Here is an 18,581-nt window from a genome sequence, read left to right as displayed (position 1 = left end):
CAATCTTACTCGTTCAAAAAGAAGAAGAAAAAGAATCCTGCCGCTTGGGCTCTTGGAATTCCTACTGCACTTCCGATCAAGGAACCATTTTTTCGTACATCGCCATTGCTATCAATTCGCCCAATTAGGCTTCCGTTCTTGCGTACATCTCCGCTGGAATCAATCGAACCTACTAGCGACCCGTTCATTCGAATATCTCCGTTAGAGTCAATTCTGCCGATCAGGCTTCCGTTTTTCCGAACATCTCCGCTGGATTCAAATCTTCCCACGAGAGACCCGTTCAGCCTTACATCTCCACTGGAGTCTATACTGCCAATAAGAGAGCCGTTCTTTCTCAGATCACCTGCCTGCAAGGAGCCCAAGCCCGCGCTCAAAAAGAGGACCACAGCTACGAGTTTCAAAATTGATTTCATCATGTATCTCCGTTTTATATTCGTCTGTCAAAGTTAACAAGTATGAAGATAATTTTTGCGGAATATTTACTTGGAGCAGATTATTCCTTAACTATTCTCTTTATCTCAGAAATCTAAATCACTTCTCTACATGAGATTCATTGAATAAAATGTATTGTTCATTTCCCTTTACCCAAACTGAGTTGACTTTTGCAAGCAGAAGGTGTCAGAGATCGATCGAATTATAACGTTATTCGCTATTCTATATCTTCGTCGGATTCTAATTCCAATTCGCAAACTTTAGAATAGTATCTGGATTGTAATTCTTTTCTTTCTTTAATAATTCCAGAGATTGGAATGTAAAAACTGGATCTAAGTCCGTACAATCTTCCGTAAACTCCGTCTCCTTTTTTATAAGAAACTCTGGAATCTATGCGGAATCGCAAGATCCTCTTTCCGATCATCTGTGCTGCCGCTAAGAACACTTGGTCCGAATCGAATAACTCCAGATAAAATTTAGGAAGAAGTCTAAATGTATTTTTTAAAAAAGACGTTTGGCCCATAGAAGCGCATTCTATTGGAAGGGCTGGACAAATAGGTATCATCCGTCTAAAAATCCCATGTTTTCGGTTACGATTCGGTAAAAAGAGGGCCTGAAAAATTCCTTCTCAAATGATACGTATTTCTGATTGCCTCTAAATTTCCCGAAAGAAAGAATGTCCGGCATGAATCCAAGTACGAAAAAACTCCAAACCAAACTGGCAGTGATTCATCTTTTGCAGGAAAACAAAAGAATGAGTTTGGAGGATCTTTCCAAGTATTCCGGTATCGATGATATAAAAGATCTCAAAAAAGAACTCGGAAAATTATACATGGTGGGTTCTTATCCTTATACTCCTGACCAATTTGTGGAATTGGATTACGATGGAGAGACAATAGGCATTCGTATGCCTTTAAGCTTGGATCAAGGTTTGGTCCTAAGTGTAAAAGAATGGGCCACAATCCGAAAACTATTTTTAGAAGAGGACGAAAAAGAAACAGGCCCTTCTCGAAAAAAGATCCTGAAATCTATATTAGATAAAATTCATACAATTCTTCCTTCTGCGGGTATTCCTAGTGAAAACGAAATTAGAAAGAATATCGAGAATGCAATCTCCGAAGGCAAATCTTTGCAGATCAAATACCGTGCGCAGGGAGAGGCCGAACCGGAATCCAGAAAAGTTGATCCTTGGGCATTATTAAGTTTTAGAGAAGAATATTTGATCGGTTATTGCCATTCCAGAAAGGCACCCAGAACATTCAGATTGGATTCTATTCTTCAATTGAATCCAACCCAGGAGAATGTTGCAGAAATCCCGGACGCAGAAAGAAAGAATGCAATCTCCAAATTAAAAGAATTTGTCCAAGGGGGAGAAGGGGACTCCAATTTCGCGGAGATCTATCATACTTCCGAAGTATATTTTAATCTGCATTCTCGATTACATTTGGAAAGAACTACTACCAAAAAGCAGATCGGGGACACTACTTACTATCTTTCTAAGGCAAGGATCAGAAACCAGGATTGGTTCTTATCGGTCCTGAAAGGTTTTGGTCCGAACGTAATTCTTCATAACCCACCTGGATTAAAGGAAAGGATGACTGCATATTGGGAGACGATTTCTTCCGGTTCGTCCAATTAGGAATCGATTGACTTCTCTCTATTTGCAGTTGATTCAGGATATACCTTGCTTTCTCCCGCAAAGATCAACCTAGGACTAGAGATCCCTTATAAAAGGCCTGACGGATTTCATGAGATCCGAAGTGTATTCTTACGTTTAAATTGGGGAGATGATATTCAGATAGAACCGATCTCTCCCGGTTCTTTCGAGTTGGTTTCCAATAATCAGATCATTTTAGAAAAAAGACGTTTGTACGACGAGGTCTCTGAGAAAGGAGACTTAAGTAAGAATATTCTTTTTAAAACTTTTTCTAAGATCCGCGCACATTACAGAGAACTTCCAGGTGTGAGGATCTACCTTACAAAAAGAATCCCTCCTGCCGCGGGACTCGGAGGCGGATCCGCAAACGCCGCTTCCCTTTTTTCTTTTTATTTCGGTTTGGGGCCTGAGTTTCATTCGGACCATATTTTCAAACTGGCGGCCGAGATTGGAGCTGACGTTCCCTTCTTCTTATCCGAAAATCATTGTTTGGTGTCCGGAAAAGGTGAGATCTTAAGGGATATACAAGTGCATCCCGGACAGGGAATTCTGGCTTTAACTCCTCAAATACTCTCGACAGCCGAAATGTACGCAGGGCTCAAAAAGCCTTTACAAGCCGACCCTCCCTCGAAAAGATGGATTTCTCTAGACAATGACGTCGAGTTTTCTTTAAAAGAAGGGAATTGGGCGGCTTTGAGAGAAAAGCTCGTAAACGACTTCGAGCCTCTTGCCTTCCAAAAGTTTCCCGAACTAGGGAAATTAAAGGAAAGTTTTTTGGCGAATGGAGCTAGTTACTCCTCCTTAACCGGATCCGGATCTTGTATCTACGGTTTGGTGCAAGGATTGGAGATACGGGAAGAGCTGTTCGCCAAAATGCAAACGGAATTTCCCGACCTTACGTTTGTAAGCTTTAATTATTAAAGAATGAAACTGGGCCGTCGCCAAGTGGTAAGGCAGCGGTTTTTGGTACCGCCATTTCATAGGTTCGAATCCTATCGGCCCAGCCACTGTTTGATTTCACCGGATTACTGAATGGACGCCAAAAAGGAAGCAGTCGCCGTAGTATTAGCTGCGGGAAAGGGAACCCGCATGAAGACGGAGCTCCCAAAGGTGGCTGTTCCTTTAAATGGAAAGCCCCTTTTAAACCATGTTATCGACCACCTCAAAGAGGCTGGGATCCATGACATAGTCATAGTTGTAGGCTATAAAAAAGAAGAAGTCCAAGCCCTTTGCACTGGGATTCCCGGCATTCGTTTCGCCGAGCAAAAAGAGCAGTTAGGCACAGCTCACGCAGTATTATGTGCCGAAGAATTAGTTAAATCCCATAAAGGTCCTATCCTTGTAGCTTGCGGGGATGTCCCGATGATCACCGGGGACACATTCGGTTCTCTCGTTTCCACACATGTCCAAAATGAATTCTCCGCTACACTTCTTTCCGCAAAGGTAGATATTCCTACCGGTTATGGAAGGATCGTTCGTAATTCTTCGGGAGAAGTGACCGCAATCGTTGAAGAAAAAGATGCGAATGAGGAACAGAAAAAAATAAACGAGATCAACACCGGAACTTATGTTTTCAGTTCTGAAATTCTTTTCGAATCTCTTAGAAAAATCGGAAACAGCAACGCTCAGGGAGAATATTATCTTCCTGATCTAGTAGAGTTGTATAAAAAAGAAGGAAAAAAGTTGGGCGCAGTAATTCTTAAAAACAGCGGAGAAAGCCAAGGTGTGAATTCTCCCGCAGACCTGGAAAACTTAGCGGCAGTTTTGAACGGAGTGGTTGCGAAATGAGCGGCACTAATATCGCAGTTTTTTCAGGATCTTCCAATCGTACGATCGCAAATGAAATTTGCCAAGAGCTTGGGATAGAGCCTGGCAAGATCAATCTTCGTAAATTTTCCGACGGAGAGATCGCGGTTAAGATAGAAGAGAATGTAAGGGGAAGGGACGTATTCCTAATCCAGTCAACTTCTGCCCCCGCAAATGATAACCTGATGGAATTACTTTTGATCATGGATGCGTTAAGACGCGCCTCTGCAAAAAGTATTTCAGTAGTTATTCCTTATTATGGTTACGGACGCCAAGATAGAAAAGCGGAGCCAAGAGTTCCGATCTCCGCAAGAGTGGTTGCAGATCTGATCGAGACCTTAGGGCCGACTAGAGTAATCGTAATGGACCTTCATGCGGATCAGATCCAAGGTTTCTTCAAAGTGCCTGTGGATAATTTACATTTCAGCCCGGTACTGGTAGAATATATACTGAGTAAAAAGTTCGAAGATCTGGTTATCGTTTCTCCCGATTCTGGTGGAGCGGAAAGAGCTAGATCCTTCGGTAAAAAAGTGAACGCAACTTTAGCGATCATAGACAAGAGAAGACCGAAGGCGAACGTTTCCGAAGTGATGAACGTAATCGGAGAGATAGAAGGTAAGAATTGTATCCTTTTGGATGATATGATCGATACTGCGGGCACGATCTGTAAAGCGGCCGACGCGCTTTTGAAAAATGGAGCTAAGTCGGTATATTGTGCGGCTACTCATGGAGTTCTTTCCGGAGAAGCTATAGATCGTTTGAATGCTACACCTTTTACAGAGGTTGTATTGTCCAATACGATCGAAATTCCAGAATCCAAGAGAATTGCTAAGTTAAAAACACTCTCTGTAGCTCCGCTATTTGCGGCTGCGATCCAGAGGATATCGACCAATCAATCGGTCAGCGATCTATTTATATAAGAGACAAGGGTAAAAACCATGAGCCACAAATTAGTTGTTACAAAAAGGACTGAAACCGGCAAGAACGTAAACAATCGTCTTCGTGCCGCAGGACAAGTTCCTATTAACATTATCGGAGGCGGAAATGCCGCGTCCGGTTCCGTAAACGAGAAAGAACTTGAAAAACTAGTTCATTCCGGGATTCGCCAATCCACTCTGATCGAGTTGGAAGTGGAGGGAGAAGGAGTCCAAAAGGTTTTCGTAAAAGAAGTACAACGTTTCCCTGAGATCGACAGGATCCGCCACGTAGACTTCTACAAAGTAGAGCCTGGTAAAAAGATCGTTACTAAGATCGGAATTCGCACCGAAGGAACAGCAAAAGGTTCTAAGATGGGTGGTCAATTCGACCATTTGATCCACGAGATCCGTGTGAAAACCGTTCCTGAGGATCTGGTCGAAACTCTAGTTCTAGATGTAACCGATCTAGATGTAGGCGATTTTATCAAAGTTAGCAGCTTAAAAGTTCCTGCAAGTTGGGAAATTTTAGTTAACGGAGATCCGATCGTAGCAGCAGTTCTGAAAACCAAAGCTTTACTTGCTCAAGAAAGAGCAGAAGCTAAGGAAGCTGCTGGGGCAAAACCTGCAGGTAAAAAAGGGAAATAATTTCCCCATCCCGAGATCTAAAAATTTGGAGTACATTATTGTATGAAGCTAATCGTCGGATTGGGTAATCCCGGAGACAAATACAATAATAACCGAGCGAATATCGGCTTCAAAATTTTGGACGTGATCGCCAATAATATCAACGTCGAGATCAAGACTAAAAAGAAAAAGTCTTTGATTGGGCGAGGCGATTTCGAAGGAGAAGAGGTTGTATTATTAAAACCTCAGACCTTCAGCGATCTATCGGGAGAGTCCGTTCTGTATATAGCTTCCTTCCTGAAAATTCAGGTGCAGGATATTCTTGTGATCCACGAAGATTGGACCTTACCCTTGGGTAAAATCGTAGTGGATAAGGGAGCTAACGGGAACGAGAATCCTGGGATCAAATCAGTGATCCAATCCTTACGTTCTCCAAATTTTATCCGAATCCGAATTGGGATAGGAAACGACGAATTCGACGGTTCTAATCTAGACGGATTTTTGAAGGAAGATTTCCAACCTTTAGAGAACTTAAGTTTGATCCAGATCATCAACGATGCAGAGGCAGCAATTCGTTCCATTAGTTTGGGCGATATAGAAGATGTGATCGAAAAATACAGATTGTAAGATCTGTTTTTTCTCAAAAAAATCCGGATCTGGTCTGGATAAATTTCTTTTATCTAATTTTCCTCTCGGTTCCGCCGAGATCTAAAAATCCTTTACTTTTCCGGAAAAAAAGGGACTCTGATTATGGGGAACCTTTTGTAAGAAATCGGTTTCCAATGAGTATACCGGTTTACGATTCCGGCAGGTTTAAGGCCTGTTTCCTTTAGTCTAATCTACGGGAAGAATGTGGCTCCGAGGAGATGGCGGAGCTTGGGAGTTACACATGAATAACAATAATAAAGGTCTTAGATTACTTATACTTTTCATTTTAGTAATCCTAGGATTAGCACTTCTAGTACCGCAGATCCAAACTGCTCTGGGCAAACCTAGGATATTACCGTTTTCCCAATTTATGAGCATGGTAGAGCCGGATGTTTCTTCCAAACCGAAAGGCAAACTGGTAAAGACTACCGATTCCAACTTTCCAGGCTGTGATAAGCTGATCCTAGAAGGGGACATGATCAAAGGTTGTTACGAACCATTCGAAGAAGGATCCGCAAAAACTCCTGTTCGTTTCGAGACCCGGATCGCTCCTATCGACAAAGAATTCCTTTCTTCTTTAAGAAAAACGAATATTGATCTCGAAGTAGTTCCTTCCGAGAACGGACACGGATTTGGAATGTTGAGTTCCTTCCTTCTGATCGCAGTGATCGGTATTTTCGTATTTTACTTTTTTATTATGCGCCAGGTCCAGTCTACCGGCAATAAGGCTTTCTCTTTCGGAAAATCCAAAGCTAAATTGACTGTGGATCCAAAGGTTAAGGTAAGTTTCGCAGACGTTGCAGGTTGCGAAGAAGCCAAAACCGAATTGGTCGAAATTATAGAATTCTTAAAAGATCCTAAAAAATTCCAAGCTATGGGCGCAAGAATCCCGACCGGAGTTCTTTTAGTGGGTCCTCCCGGAACAGGTAAAACACTTCTAGCTAGAGCGGTTGCAGGAGAAGCTGGCGTTCCATTCTTCAGTATTTCCGGTTCCGACTTCGTAGAAATGTTTGTGGGTGTAGGAGCTTCTCGTGTTCGAGATCTATTCGAACAAGGTAAGAAAAATTCTCCATGTATTATCTTTATAGATGAGATTGATGCAGTGGGAAGATTGAGAGGAGCCGGATGGGGCGGTGGTCATGACGAAAGAGAGCAGACCCTAAACCAGATGCTTGTCGAAATGGACGGATTTGAGAAAAACGAAGGTGTGATCGTAATGGCAGCTACAAACCGTGCTGACGTTTTAGATCCAGCCTTACTCAGACCGGGAAGATTCGACCGCCAGGTAATGGTGGATCTTCCGGACCTGAACGGAAGAGAGCAGATCTTAAAAGTTCACTCTAGAAAAGTTCCTTTAACCAGCGATATCTCTTTGAATTCAATCGCAAGAGGGACCCCTGGATTTACAGGTGCGGATCTTTCTAACCTGATCAATGAGGCCGCTTTACTTGCTGCACGTAAGAATAAAAAACGTGTAACCCAAGAAGAATTAGAAGAAGCCCGCGACAAAGTGATGATGGGTCCTGAGCGTAGGTCCTTCTTCATTTCCGAAAAGGAAAAAGAGGTGATTGCATATCACGAAGCGGGTCACGCGATCTTAGGAACACTTCTGGCTTATACCGAGCCGGTCCATAAGGTGACTATCATTCCGAGAGGAAGGGCATTAGGTCTTACACAATCTCTTCCTACAGAGGACAAACATATTCATACTAAAGGATACTGGTTGGATCAGATCGTAGTTTGTATGGGCGGGTTCATCGCAGAAGAATACAAATTCAAAATGACTTCTACCGGTTCCAGCAACGATATCCAACAAGCAACCAATATCGCAAGAAGAATGGTCTGCGATTGGGGAATGTCCGAAAAACTGGGCACGATCAATTACGGTAGCGGCCACGAAAGTCCTTTCTTAGGAAGAGATATGGGCCAAAGTAATAAGGCTTATAGCGAAGAATTTGCGGCCATGATCGACAAGGAGATCCGTAATATAGTGCAGACCTGTCTTGACAAAGGTCGGGAATTAGTTCGTAAGAACTCCACAAAATTCGAGAATCTTGCGAAAGCGCTGCTTGCAAAAGAAACGGTCAACCATGATGAATTGATGGCTATCGTTCATCCGGCTCACGAAGAAACTAAAAAGAAAACGGAACGTTCTAGCAAAAAGGAGAAGGCGGGAGAAATTCCGAGCAAACCCGCATATTCTACCGGCATTGAATGAAATTCTGGCTTTTTAAAACCGAGCCTGACGTTTTTTCCATAGATACTTTGGCTTCTTCTCCCGGCAAAATAGCGCCTTGGGAGGGAGTCAGGGGTTATGGAGCGAGAAATTACCTAAGGGATGAGATCAAAAAAAAGGATTTGATCCTATTCTATCATAGCAGTTGTAAACCTCCTCATGTAGCAGGACTTGCGGAAGTAGTCAAAGAAGGTTACCCAGATCATTTTGCTTTTGATAAGAAACATAAGTATTATGATCCAAAAAGTGATCCACAAAAACCGACCTGGTTCATGGTGGATGTGAAATTTAAGGAAAAATTTTCTCGCCCTATTTCGCTAGAAGAATTAAGATCCCACGGGCAACTAAAAGGAATGGTCCTTTTGCAGCCGGGGGGTAGACTTTCGATCCAACCGGTTAGCGAAGAACATTTTCATTATATTTGTAAATTGGCCGGGGCAAAAAGTCTTCCCGGTTAGGGAGATTTTTGGTGAATATTTTCCGAAAAATTCGGAACTTCAGCTTCATTCTGCTGATCCTTATCCTAAGCATAGGCTCTCTATATTCTCAGGAAGATGTTCCCGTTTTTCCGATCTCCGGCTCTATGTCCGGAACGCCTATAAATAAATTTACTTCCATCAGAAAGATCCGTCCGGGAGAAGTTCAAACTCCAACCGACTTAGAATCGGGTGACTGGACAAAAGTGGATAAGGACAGTCTCTCTTTCAGTTTCACCGACGATCAGTTTTTAATAAAGTTCAAGATACAAGCCCCACCTAAAGAAGGAACGATTTCCTGGTATCTGGTTTTGAATAACCCCGGTATGGAAAATCTCATAGTCTACAAAAGAGTATGGGGACCGGGGGGATGGGCCTGGTCCGAACTTTCCAGAGATCTGAGGATGTCCTATATCCAACCTGCATTTCTGATTGAGACTCCTCCGAACAAACAGGAAGAATTTTTAATCCACGCTTCTACAAGAAGATCCTTGGTTTTGAATTTCCAAGCATGGGCTCCGAAGGAATTCGCTGCTCATATCCAAATGGAGAATTTATTCTTAGGGATATTCTTTGGAGCCATTGGGATCATGTTGGTGTATAACGGATTTCTTGCCTTCGTAGTGAAGGACTCCAGTTATTTCTTCTATGTTCTATATTTGTTGTTTTATGGATTCTGGCAGATGGCGGTCACAGGAGTTGGACCTCAATATTTAATCCCTGCTCCAGCCACTTCTTGGAACGATTATCTGACTGGTTTCGCGTTCTTGTCTGTGGCGTTTTCTCTTTTGTTTACTCGTTCCTTCTTACATATGGAAAGAGAGACAGGCTGGAAGAATTATGCTTTCTTAATACTGTCCGGAGTTGCGATTTTAGGATTTGTTGCCTCTTTATTCTCCAGCATTTACGGACCTATGATCTGGGCAGTTTCCTGGTATCCTTTCCTGGCAGCGGTTTTGGTGATCTATTCTGCTGCGATCCGATTGAGAAGAGGATACCGCCCTGCACGTTATTTCCTATTAGCTTGGTCCGTTCTGATCCTTTTTGTTCTGATTACAGCTCTTAGGAATTTGTCCATTATCCAGGACACGGAACTTACACATTGGTCCGCTCAGTTCGGCTCCTTGGTGGAGATGACACTTCTTTCTTTTGCTTTGGCGGATAGGATCAAAACATTAGAGAAAGATTCTCTACAAGCAAGGTTAGAAAATTACGAAAACCAGTTAAAGTTAACTGAGATCGAACAAGAGCTGAAGATTGCAAGAGAACTGCAAGAGTCCATTCTTCCGGATCGTTTGCCTGAAGTGAAAAATCTCAAACTTTCCGTGCGAAGTGAATTTGCAAGTTCCGTAGGAGGGGACTTCTACGATTTCCAACATTTGGAATCAGGTAAGTTGGGAATCTTTTTATCTGATGTTTCCGGTCACGGCGTTCCTGCTGCGATCATTTCTTCCATGGTGAAGTTGGCTTTCTCCATTGAATCCAGAAAGAATGAAGATCCTGCAGAAGTTTTAAGAAGTATTAACAGGTCTTTGAGCGGCAAGTATGGAAAACATTTTATCACTGCAGCTTATCTTCTGATCGATCCTGCAAACGGAAAGGTGACTTATTCCAATGCGGGGCATCCTCCTATCGTTGCTATAGACAAGGAATCAGGAGATACTAAGGAGATATTTTTACCAGGTTGGATCATGGGAATGGATCCGAATCTAAAAAACTCCGTGATCGAATTCCAGATGAAACCCGGAGATCGTTTGATCATTTATACGGACGGGATCACCGAAGCCAGAAGCAAAAACGGTGAAATTTTCGGATTCCAAAGATATTATAAGTTGTTAAGCGAACATATGCAATCCTCGGGAGAAAAACTGGCCGAGGATCTATTTGCTACTGTGAGAAGTTTTACAGGGAACAGAAAACATTTCGAAGACGATTTGACCTTTCTCGTCTTGGATTATTTGCCGATCCCCGATGAAAGTTTTAAGAAGGAAATTACTTCGAGTTTTTCAAAAAGCTGATCAGATCGTTGGAAACCTGGATAGGACGTTTTCTGTAGCTCTTCTTATATTCTTTTTTGTATTCTTTATGACAGTTTTTGCAGGAAGATTCCAGATCTCCGGAAGCAAGAGCTGTATCGGTGATCTCTTTCCATTTTGCTTTTTGTTCGTCCAAGGCCCAGTTTGGAACTTCTTTCAAGATCCTTTCGAGTGCGGCCTTGTCTCCTTTTTTAGCTTTTTTGGAAGCAGGCTTAGTATAATCTTCCATAAAGTCGTGTAACGTGGTTTCCGTGGTTGCGGATTGTGCATGAGAAGCGGAAACGCCTAATAAGAATAATAATACGATGCAGATACTTTTAAGTTTACGGTTCATCTAAGAAAGTCCTCTTTTTCATCAATTTTTAAGTTTTAATAAGTTTAGGGAAGTTCTTTCCGCTTTTTAAGAAAGAATCCTAGTTTCTAAAAATCTATACTGCTTTGAAATTTTGGGAACCTAAGTAAAGGGAGAAGTTCGGATCCTTTTAATCTAAGATACGATTCCATTCTTGGTCGTAATAACGCACAAGACTTTGGTTATCCAATCTGTTCGGTTCAGTAGGCACCTTGGACATGTCTTGGGGAAATTCCGAAATGGATTTGAGCTCCGTTTCATTCAGGAATTTTAATCCTGCTGGAAGATCTTTTCTGTATCCTCCAAGCTTGCCCACACTTCCTAAAATAAAACCCCATTCTCCGAAAGAAGGAACGTATACATGCAATGCTCTGGTATTAAATCCTGATTCCTTGAGGGTAGCTTCCACACACCAGAAGGACATTCTGGCAAATAGTGGAGAAGTGGACTGTATCTCTACGACTGAAAATTCGTTGAGCCTTCGTTTTAAACTTCTGTAAAATGCGGTGCTGTATAATTTTCCGATAGAGAAATTACTTGGATCCGGAAAATCAATTAGGACAACGTCGAATACTGAACTAGATTCCTCTAACCATAAAAATGCGTCCGCATTTTGTACTGTTACTTTCGGGTTTTTTAAACTAGATCCGTTGATCTCAGTGAGAATGGGCTGTTCTGAAAAGATACGTGTCATCTCAGGATCCAGATCCACCAAGGTAATGGATTCTATACCTGGATATTTTAATATTTCTCTGACTGCGAGTCCGTCTCCACCTCCCAAAACCAATACTCTTTTTGGGTTTGGATGAGAGAGAAGGGCCGGATGCGCTAATGTTTCGTGATACCTATACTCGTCCCTGGAGCTGAATTGCAGGTGCCCATTCAAAAATAGTCTGAGTTCACTCTTGTATCTGGTGACTATGATCTTTTGGAAATTAGTTTGTTTGGAATAAATGATCTCGTCAGAAAAAAGATTTTCTTCACTATAATAAGTGATCATCTCCGAGAATGCGAATCCTAATCCTAAAAGGGTCAATACAAGAAAGGATTTTGCTCTTAGTAAGTTTTTATGTTTTTCGGATATGGGAAGGACGAATGTGCCCCATAATGCGGTCCCGGCGTTCAATAATCCGAAAAAGAAAGAGGTCCTCACCATTCCCAATTTAGGAGCAAAGAATATAGGGAATGCCAAAGATGCTAGAAGTGCTCCGGCGTAATCCAAGCTGAGCACCTTGGAAACCATATCACGAAATCCTAATTTATTTTTTAGGATCCGGAGAAGAAGAGGGATTTCCATTCCCACCAAAGTGCCTACTGCCACTACGATGCTGAATAGTGGGATTTGGAAAATCCTGGTTTGTCCAAAACTTAAGAACAAAATTGCCGCACTGAATCCGCCTAATAACCCTAAGGCGAGTTCCACATCCAGAAACTTAGGGATCAGATCTTCTATTAGATATCTGGAAAGCCAACTGCCGATACCCATGGAGAATAGATATACCCCTATGACTAAAGAGAATTGGGTGACTGTTTCTCCGAGTAGGTAACTCGCCACTGTACCAGCTAATAGTTCGTATACTAAACCGCAGGAAGAAAGGATTAAGACGGAGATTAATAGGGCTCTCTGCAGTTTATTTTCCCCCTGGGAAATTTCTGGTGAACCAAGCATAATGAGAACGGTAGATGCCAGGGTTCTGTCTGACTGTTTTAGGAACTTGATTCACTTCTTCGAAATCGGTGGAAGCTCCACCTTTTGTGTATTCCGAAAAAAAACCCAGTCCTAACGAGGCAGCGAACAGAGGATAAACAAGTCCTTTTATAAAATTCCACATAATAAATCCTTAAACTCTTTTGGATTCGAAAGAATAACTTCTGAAAAATGTGTAGATCAAAGGAAGCCATAAGAAAATGGAAAATAAGAAGAATGGAGCAGGGCTCATCACATCTCTTATCACCTTTACGTTGTAATCTGAACCCCAACCCACAGGGAAATCTGATTGGCTTTCTAATCTAAGATAATATCGTCCTGGAGGGATCTCCGCCAAAGATTTAGAATCCGATTTGGAACCCTCGGACCAGGACTCTCCATCGTCGACTCCATGATAATAACTGGTTTCGATAGAAGTATCATAAGCAGTATCTGTGTCTTCATTGATCAAAGCAGCAGAGAAGAATAAATACTTATTGTCTAATTCGGGAGCTTCGATTTGGATCTCCACATTCTCGCTTGCTTCTCCCTTCAGCTCGAATACATCCGTTACAAAGGAATTATCTCTAAAATTAGTACTACCAATTTCAGAATTCGGCATGGAGGTTTGGACGTATTTGAATTTTCCTTGATAGACGATTTGGTTTTTAGCCTTGATACACCCGTATACTTGGAACGCAAGAAATATGGCAGTGAGAGCGGATGCCACCCATAGGTTCCGTTTTAGTCTGATCTTGAAAGGATTCGGTTCACATACCCCGACTATTTCAGGTTTTCTTAATTTAGATGCTGTGTCCAGAGGAACGGCAGACTTCATTGTCTCAAAAGGAATAAAAGTCCCCTTGGACCAGAAGAGTTCCTTATCCGTTCTCTCTGAAGAGATCATATAAGGAGGGGAGATGAAATCCTCTATTTGCGCCTTCTCTCCTGCGGAAACTTTCCAGTAAAATTCTCCTAAAGCAAAATCGGTATTTGAATCTGCATTAGCGAACCATTTATAAGATCTTTTTTGGAAGATACGTTTTAGTCCGGGGGCCCATTTTGGAACTCCGGGCAGAGGCTCAAAATAAGTCCAGTTGTCTCCATTCTCATTCAACCAGGCATATCCGCCTTTGTATCGGAGAAGATAATCAGTCCAGGTGTAAGTCTCGTCGTCTACTTCCGTGGATTTTCGTAAAACCCCGATTACTTTCGATTCGGGGAAATCAGGCAGTTTGATTGGAGTTCCTAAAGGAAGAAGAACATTATCTTTCGAAACCTGATCAAATTTAGCGATGATCTTCAGATCTTCGCTTTCGGTATCCATTACGGATCCACAATATTCGCATGCCAATGATTTGGAGAAGTCAGGACTGAATTGATTGAGAGAAGCTCCACAACCTTTACATTCTATAGACTTGGCCGGGATCTGAGCTTGGTTGTATGCGACTTCTTCTTGTCTGAGCCCGGTTAAATTCAATTCTTCTAATGGGGCAAAACTTCCGGAGAATAATAATGCAGGAGATTCGGAGTAGTCCAACGTACCGAATAATCCGTCTTCGCTTGCTAGATCTAATAAGACTGCTTCGTATCCGGTTTGGAATCCAATCGGAAGTTCACCTTCTCCACCGACGCAGACAGCTTTCATGATCTCTTTTAGGGTCCAGTTCTCACCTAAGTAAAAACTGTCTCCAGGAGTGATCCTTTCTCTTCGGCCTGAGGCGATAACGACAGGGTCCTCGTCTCCTTCTAAGGTTGGGATTTTGTCTGTAGGAATTCCAACATTTAGTTTTGTATAATAATAGGAACCTTGGGCTTCTCCCAGCCATGCGGAACTTCCGTCTCCTTCCATGAGATGCCATTCGTTCCAGAAGCCTAATTCGAATTTGAGTTGGATCCTCCCGATCACCCGGAATGGAGTACCTTTATAATTCCCCTGGGTCCCGAGTTGTATGATGGAATGATCGTCGGCGAGTTCCCCTGCGGTGCCGATCTTTTCCAGATTCACATCTTTTTTGAGGGAGAGAGTTTTACAACTAGAGCAAACCGCATAAACGGAAGCTTTATTAATGATGGGGACAGGGGCTCCGCAATTAGGACAACTTAGTTCCGACACAAAGAAAGGTGATAACTTCGGGAGGATACTCTGTCAATCCTGGTTTTAAGGCTCCGAAAGAAATTTCCAGAATTTTTAGGGGATTACGGAGCGTTTCGCCATTCTTCTTGCCCGATCGCTGGCGGGATCTATATCTCCCAAAGCTTTTTCCAATTCTTGCAGGCCAGGATTTTCCCAAGTAGCCTCGTATAGATTCGGAGAATTGAAAATATGAAAATGATTATCGAAATGGATCCGATTATAATAATCCGCCTTGCTGAACATTGCACGGTTGATCTCGTTATAAATTTCTTCGAATTCAGTGGTTTGTAGATCTGGCTCAAAGTCGGAAAGAAATTTTAAGGAAAGAAGAATGACGTATTCTCTGGATTGTTTTAATAATTTCAGAGCCTCATACAAGTATTGGGTTTTAATCCCAGGTAGATAGGGTCTTGTATTGTCAGCTATAGTTTTCTTTTGGTTGGAGGCTCCGTATTCCCGATAGCCCATTTCCAAATGATGTCTTGCTTCTGCGTCTTTGGTCCTAAGTGCGTATTTGGATAAAAAATCCAATTCTCTTCTCACGTTGGATGCAGAGGCTTCCACAGCCTTGGAATATAATACCACTAATAATCTTTGGGTTTGGCGCATCTCATCGTAAGAGTGTCCTAAATCGAATTGTAAATACAGAGTGAATGTCTCTATATGATGTTGCAAACATCTGCGGAACAATGCTTTATCTTCTTCAGTTCCGTAATTCGAGATAGTGCTGTTGATCGCTTTAAGATGAAATTCGTTTTGTTTTAATCCTCTTTCTACTCGGACTAATGCGGTGGCTCTATTGCTGTCCAAGTCCGCCTTTGTTTGTTCAAAAGGAAGAATTAGAAATGCGAAAAGAAGAATGAAATATGTAAGATTTCTTTTCGATCCCATATTAGGATTTTCGGAAATAAGAGGGGTCCAAATTGAACCCCATTACAAGATAAATTTCACTGAACGATTTTTTGTCTTATGTCCTTTTTCTTAAGTCTTAGAGCGTTTAGTACCACAGAAACGGAACTGAACGCCATCATGGCGCCTGCGATCCAAGGAGCTAAAAGTCCGGCGGCTGCGATTGGGATCCCGAGAGTGTTATAAGCTAAGGCCCAGAAAAAATTTTGTCGGATATTTGCGGTGGTAGCTTTTGCGATCAAGATTGCCTCTGCAATTTTTTCTAGATCTCCTTTTACTAAAACCACTCCTGCTGTCTCTATCGCGACTCCAGTTCCTGTGCCCATTGCAAATCCTACATCTGCTTTTGCTAATGCGGGTGAGTCGTTGATACCGTCGCCAGTCATTCCTACGATTTTTCCTTTGGATTGTAGATCGGAAAGTATCTCCGCTTTTTCTTTAGGAAGAAGAGAAGCGTGCACATTTTTAATCCCAACTTTTGAGGAGATATTTTCTGCAACGGACAAATGATCTCCGGTTAGCAATAAGGTTTCGATCCCGAGAGAATTCAATTTTTCTAACGCGGATTTTGCATTTTGCCGGATGATGTCTTCTATTGCAAAAATGATCCATGTAGGAGTTCCAACGGCGGTATTCTCCGATTTGGCCCAAACTACTGTTTTTCCTGCTTTCTCCCAAGAATTAGAAATATCTAATAAATCCTTAGGAAAACTTTCTTGTTTATCGAAAAATTCCAGTTTCCCAATCTTAATTTCGCTTCGGTTCACTTTAGCAGTGATCCCAAGTCCAGGAACAGTCTGTAAATTTTTAGAAGAAGGGATAGAATGGCCTTTGGATCTCACAAAGGAAACGATCGCTTTTCCTAAAGGGTGAGAAGACGCAGACTCAGCAGACGCAGAAGAAGAAAGTAGATCCGATTCTTCTCCTAAAAACTTATAGTCCGTAACGGAAGGATTTCCTTCAGTGATAGTCCCCGTTTTATCGAATGCGATCACGTTTAAGGAAGCTGTAGTTTCTAAAACCTCCGAATTTCTGAATAGGATCCCAAGGCTCGCTGCCTTTCCTGTTCCTACCAAAATTGAGATTGGAGTAGCGAGCCCTAAAGCACAGGGACAGGCAATCACTAAGATTGCGATCGATTTTTCCAAAGCAGATCCCAAGTCTCCTGCTTCTAAAAAGAAGAACCATAATAAAAAGTTAAACAAAGAGATCAGGATCACTGCCGGAACGAACACAGCGGAAATTTTATCCGCAATCTTTTGGATAGGAGCTTTGGAGCTCTGTGCTTCTTCGACAGTTTTAATAATGGATGCGAGCACCGTTTCAGATCCGACAGAGGTGGCTTGGACAATCAGGCTCCCATTTCCGTTGACTGTTCCTCCGAATACTTGGCTGTCTTTCTTTTTGTCCAAGGGAAGACTTTCGCCTGTTAACATTGATTCGTCTACGGAGCTGAAACCTTCTAACACGACTGCATCTACCGGAAATTTTTCTCCGGGTCTGACTTGTAGGATATCCCCTTTCTTTACGTACTCTGTGGGGATCTCCGACCAAGCTTCTTCTTTTTTAATACGCGCGGTTTCGGGTTTTAATTCCAGCAAGGTTTGGATTGCGGAAGAACTTTTGCCTTTTGCTTCTGCTTCCATCCATTTTCCGGCGATTATAAAGCAAAGTAATACTGCAGACGTTTCGTAATACAGAGGAGGAAGTGAATGTATATGTGTGCCTTCTTCCCAAAAAGAAGAGAAGAATAGATCTCCCTGCTGGATCCCTTGCAAGAGAGAAAGTATAAAGCTGTATCCGAATGCCGCAGAGGTTCCTAAGGAAACCAAAACGTCCATGTTCGCGCTTCCGTTTTTGATGGCTCTGAATGAACTTTTGTAAAATGGAAATCCGATCCAGAACTGGACAGGAAATGCCAACAGGAATTGTATCCAAGGATGCATGAGGGCTTTTGGATTCGGCAAGAATTCCAAAAACGAAAAATGGGAAACCATGGAATAGAATAGGGGAGATACAAATAAGAGTGAGATAAAAAACCTATATCTTAATTTGGATCTTTCTTTCCGATGAAGCTCTTCCGTTTCTTTATAATTGTTCTCGGAATGTTCTTTTGCAGAATAACCTAAGGATTCTACTTTAGAAAATAATTGTGAAGGTTCAATCGGATCTTTAAATCGAACGAATGCGGTTTCTCTTCCGAAATTGACCCGAGCTTCCTCCACTCCGTCGACTTTGTTCAAACCTGTTTCAATCCTTCTTGCACAGTTGGCACAGGTCATTCCGAAAAGATCTAAAGTGATCTCGGATGTTTTTCCTTCGGGGGAGAAGGTCTTGATATCTTCTCTAATTTCTGCGCTCATCTGTTTACTCCTTATTGATGGAAACCACAGGATAACCTTCTTCCTCTAACATTTTCGAAAGAGAAGTAATATCCTTCTCGGTTTCGAAACGTGCAGTCTGCGAGTTTAGATCCACCACAGGTTTAGTTTCTGTATCGAAGGATTGGATTGTTTTAGATACTGTCCTTACGCAATGATCGCAGGTCATTCCTGATAATTTGATTTGGTACATTTTATTTCTCCTTGATCTATATTCCTATTCTCAACCTTCCAATAGTGGGAAGGTCAAGGCCCTAATCCAAAAAAAATCATTTTTTTCGTA

Annotated in this window: 18 protein-coding genes and 1 tRNA gene; 10 read left to right on the top strand and 9 right to left on the bottom strand. The window is 42.1% G+C overall.

Features of this window, described 5'->3' with window-relative positions; all coding sequences use genetic code 11:
• Positions 1-5 precede the first annotated feature (5 nt).
• Positions 6-416, bottom strand: a complete 411-nt coding sequence (locus LPTSP_RS11675; RefSeq protein ID WP_245915556.1) for a 5-fold beta-flower protein — start codon at positions 414-416, stop codon at positions 6-8.
• A 233-nt stretch (positions 417-649) separates the two neighbouring features.
• Positions 650-955, bottom strand: a complete 306-nt coding sequence (locus tag LPTSP_RS11670; protein ID WP_108929888.1) for a hypothetical protein — start codon at positions 953-955, stop codon at positions 650-652.
• A 162-nt stretch (positions 956-1,117) separates the two neighbouring features.
• Between LPTSP_RS11670 and LPTSP_RS11665 the strand changes: the two genes are divergently transcribed.
• The 10 genes from LPTSP_RS11665 (at position 1,118) to LPTSP_RS11620 (ending at position 10,814) form a co-directional block, all read left to right on the top strand.
• Positions 1,118-2,071 (top strand): helix-turn-helix transcriptional regulator, encoded by a 954-nt coding sequence (locus tag LPTSP_RS11665; RefSeq protein WP_108928915.1) that lies wholly within the window; start codon positions 1,118-1,120, stop codon positions 2,069-2,071.
• A 45-nt stretch (positions 2,072-2,116) separates the two neighbouring features.
• Positions 2,117-3,010: a 4-(cytidine 5'-diphospho)-2-C-methyl-D-erythritol kinase gene (locus tag LPTSP_RS11660; RefSeq protein WP_108928914.1), complete on the top strand. Its 894-nt coding sequence runs from the start codon at positions 2,117-2,119 to the stop codon at positions 3,008-3,010.
• A gap of 10 nt (positions 3,011-3,020) precedes the next feature.
• A tRNA-Gln gene (locus LPTSP_RS11655) sits at positions 3,021-3,096 on the top strand.
• 25 nt (positions 3,097-3,121) lie between these two features.
• On the top strand, positions 3,122-3,877 hold the full coding sequence (locus tag LPTSP_RS11650; protein WP_108928913.1) for a sugar phosphate nucleotidyltransferase: 756 nt from the start codon (positions 3,122-3,124) through the stop codon (positions 3,875-3,877).
• A complete protein-coding gene (locus LPTSP_RS11645; protein WP_108928912.1) occupies positions 3,874-4,815 on the top strand; it encodes a ribose-phosphate diphosphokinase in 942 nt (313 codons plus the stop codon). Before LPTSP_RS11650 ends, LPTSP_RS11645 begins: the two co-directional genes overlap by 4 nt.
• A gap of 18 nt (positions 4,816-4,833) precedes the next feature.
• On the top strand, positions 4,834-5,457 hold the full coding sequence (locus tag LPTSP_RS11640) for a 50S ribosomal protein L25/general stress protein Ctc (RefSeq protein WP_108928911.1): 624 nt from the start codon (positions 4,834-4,836) through the stop codon (positions 5,455-5,457).
• Between the two features lie 42 nt (positions 5,458-5,499).
• Complete coding sequence (gene pth, locus LPTSP_RS11635; RefSeq protein WP_020769266.1) at positions 5,500-6,063, top strand: aminoacyl-tRNA hydrolase; 564 nt, start codon at positions 5,500-5,502, stop codon at positions 6,061-6,063.
• A gap of 262 nt (positions 6,064-6,325) precedes the next feature.
• Entirely contained in the window at positions 6,326-8,302 is a 1,977-nt protein-coding gene (gene ftsH / locus LPTSP_RS11630; RefSeq protein ID WP_108929887.1) for an ATP-dependent zinc metalloprotease FtsH, read from the top strand.
• Positions 8,299-8,778, top strand: a complete 480-nt coding sequence (locus tag LPTSP_RS11625; protein WP_108928910.1) for an EVE domain-containing protein — start codon at positions 8,299-8,301, stop codon at positions 8,776-8,778. Before ftsH ends, LPTSP_RS11625 begins: the two co-directional genes overlap by 4 nt.
• An 11-nt stretch (positions 8,779-8,789) precedes the next feature.
• A complete protein-coding gene (locus tag LPTSP_RS11620; protein WP_108928909.1) occupies positions 8,790-10,814 on the top strand; it encodes a PP2C family protein-serine/threonine phosphatase in 2,025 nt (674 codons plus the stop codon).
• Here the strand turns inward: LPTSP_RS11620 and LPTSP_RS11615 are convergent.
• From LPTSP_RS11615 to LPTSP_RS11585, 7 genes are all read right to left on the bottom strand, one after another.
• Positions 10,789-11,166 (bottom strand): hypothetical protein, encoded by a 378-nt coding sequence (locus LPTSP_RS11615; RefSeq protein ID WP_108928908.1) that lies wholly within the window; start codon positions 11,164-11,166, stop codon positions 10,789-10,791. The genes LPTSP_RS11620 and LPTSP_RS11615 overlap by 26 nt on opposite strands.
• A gap of 148 nt (positions 11,167-11,314) precedes the next feature.
• The gene (locus tag LPTSP_RS11610) at positions 11,315-12,814 is read right to left on the bottom strand and encodes a polyamine aminopropyltransferase (protein ID WP_167396457.1); all 1,500 of its coding nucleotides are present in this window, start codon (positions 12,812-12,814) and stop codon (positions 11,315-11,317) included.
• A 1-nt stretch (position 12,815) separates the two neighbouring features.
• Positions 12,816-13,016, bottom strand: a complete 201-nt coding sequence (locus LPTSP_RS11605; RefSeq protein WP_108928906.1) for a hypothetical protein — start codon at positions 13,014-13,016, stop codon at positions 12,816-12,818.
• Between the two features lie 9 nt (positions 13,017-13,025).
• Positions 13,026-14,987 (bottom strand): DUF4178 domain-containing protein, encoded by a 1,962-nt coding sequence (locus LPTSP_RS11600; protein WP_108928905.1) that lies wholly within the window; start codon positions 14,985-14,987, stop codon positions 13,026-13,028.
• Positions 14,988-15,062: 75 nt separating this feature from the next.
• Positions 15,063-15,899 (bottom strand): adhesin OmpL37 family surface protein, encoded by an 837-nt coding sequence (locus LPTSP_RS11595; RefSeq protein ID WP_108928904.1) that lies wholly within the window; start codon positions 15,897-15,899, stop codon positions 15,063-15,065.
• Positions 15,900-15,955: 56 nt separating this feature from the next.
• Positions 15,956-18,280 carry a heavy metal translocating P-type ATPase gene (locus tag LPTSP_RS11590; RefSeq protein ID WP_108928903.1) on the bottom strand — a complete coding sequence of 775 codons (2,325 nt, stop codon included), beginning with the start codon at positions 18,278-18,280 and terminating at the stop codon, positions 15,956-15,958.
• A gap of 4 nt (positions 18,281-18,284) precedes the next feature.
• Positions 18,285-18,491 carry a heavy-metal-associated domain-containing protein gene (locus tag LPTSP_RS11585; protein WP_108928902.1) on the bottom strand — a complete coding sequence of 69 codons (207 nt, stop codon included), beginning with the start codon at positions 18,489-18,491 and terminating at the stop codon, positions 18,285-18,287.
• Between the last annotated feature and the right edge of the window lie 90 nt (positions 18,492-18,581).

Source organism: Leptospira johnsonii (assembly GCF_003112675.1).
Taxonomy (GTDB): domain Bacteria; phylum Spirochaetota; class Leptospiria; order Leptospirales; family Leptospiraceae; genus Leptospira_B; species Leptospira_B johnsonii.
The sequence above is the reverse complement of the archived record's forward strand: the minus strand, read 5'-3'. Positions and strand labels throughout refer to the sequence as shown.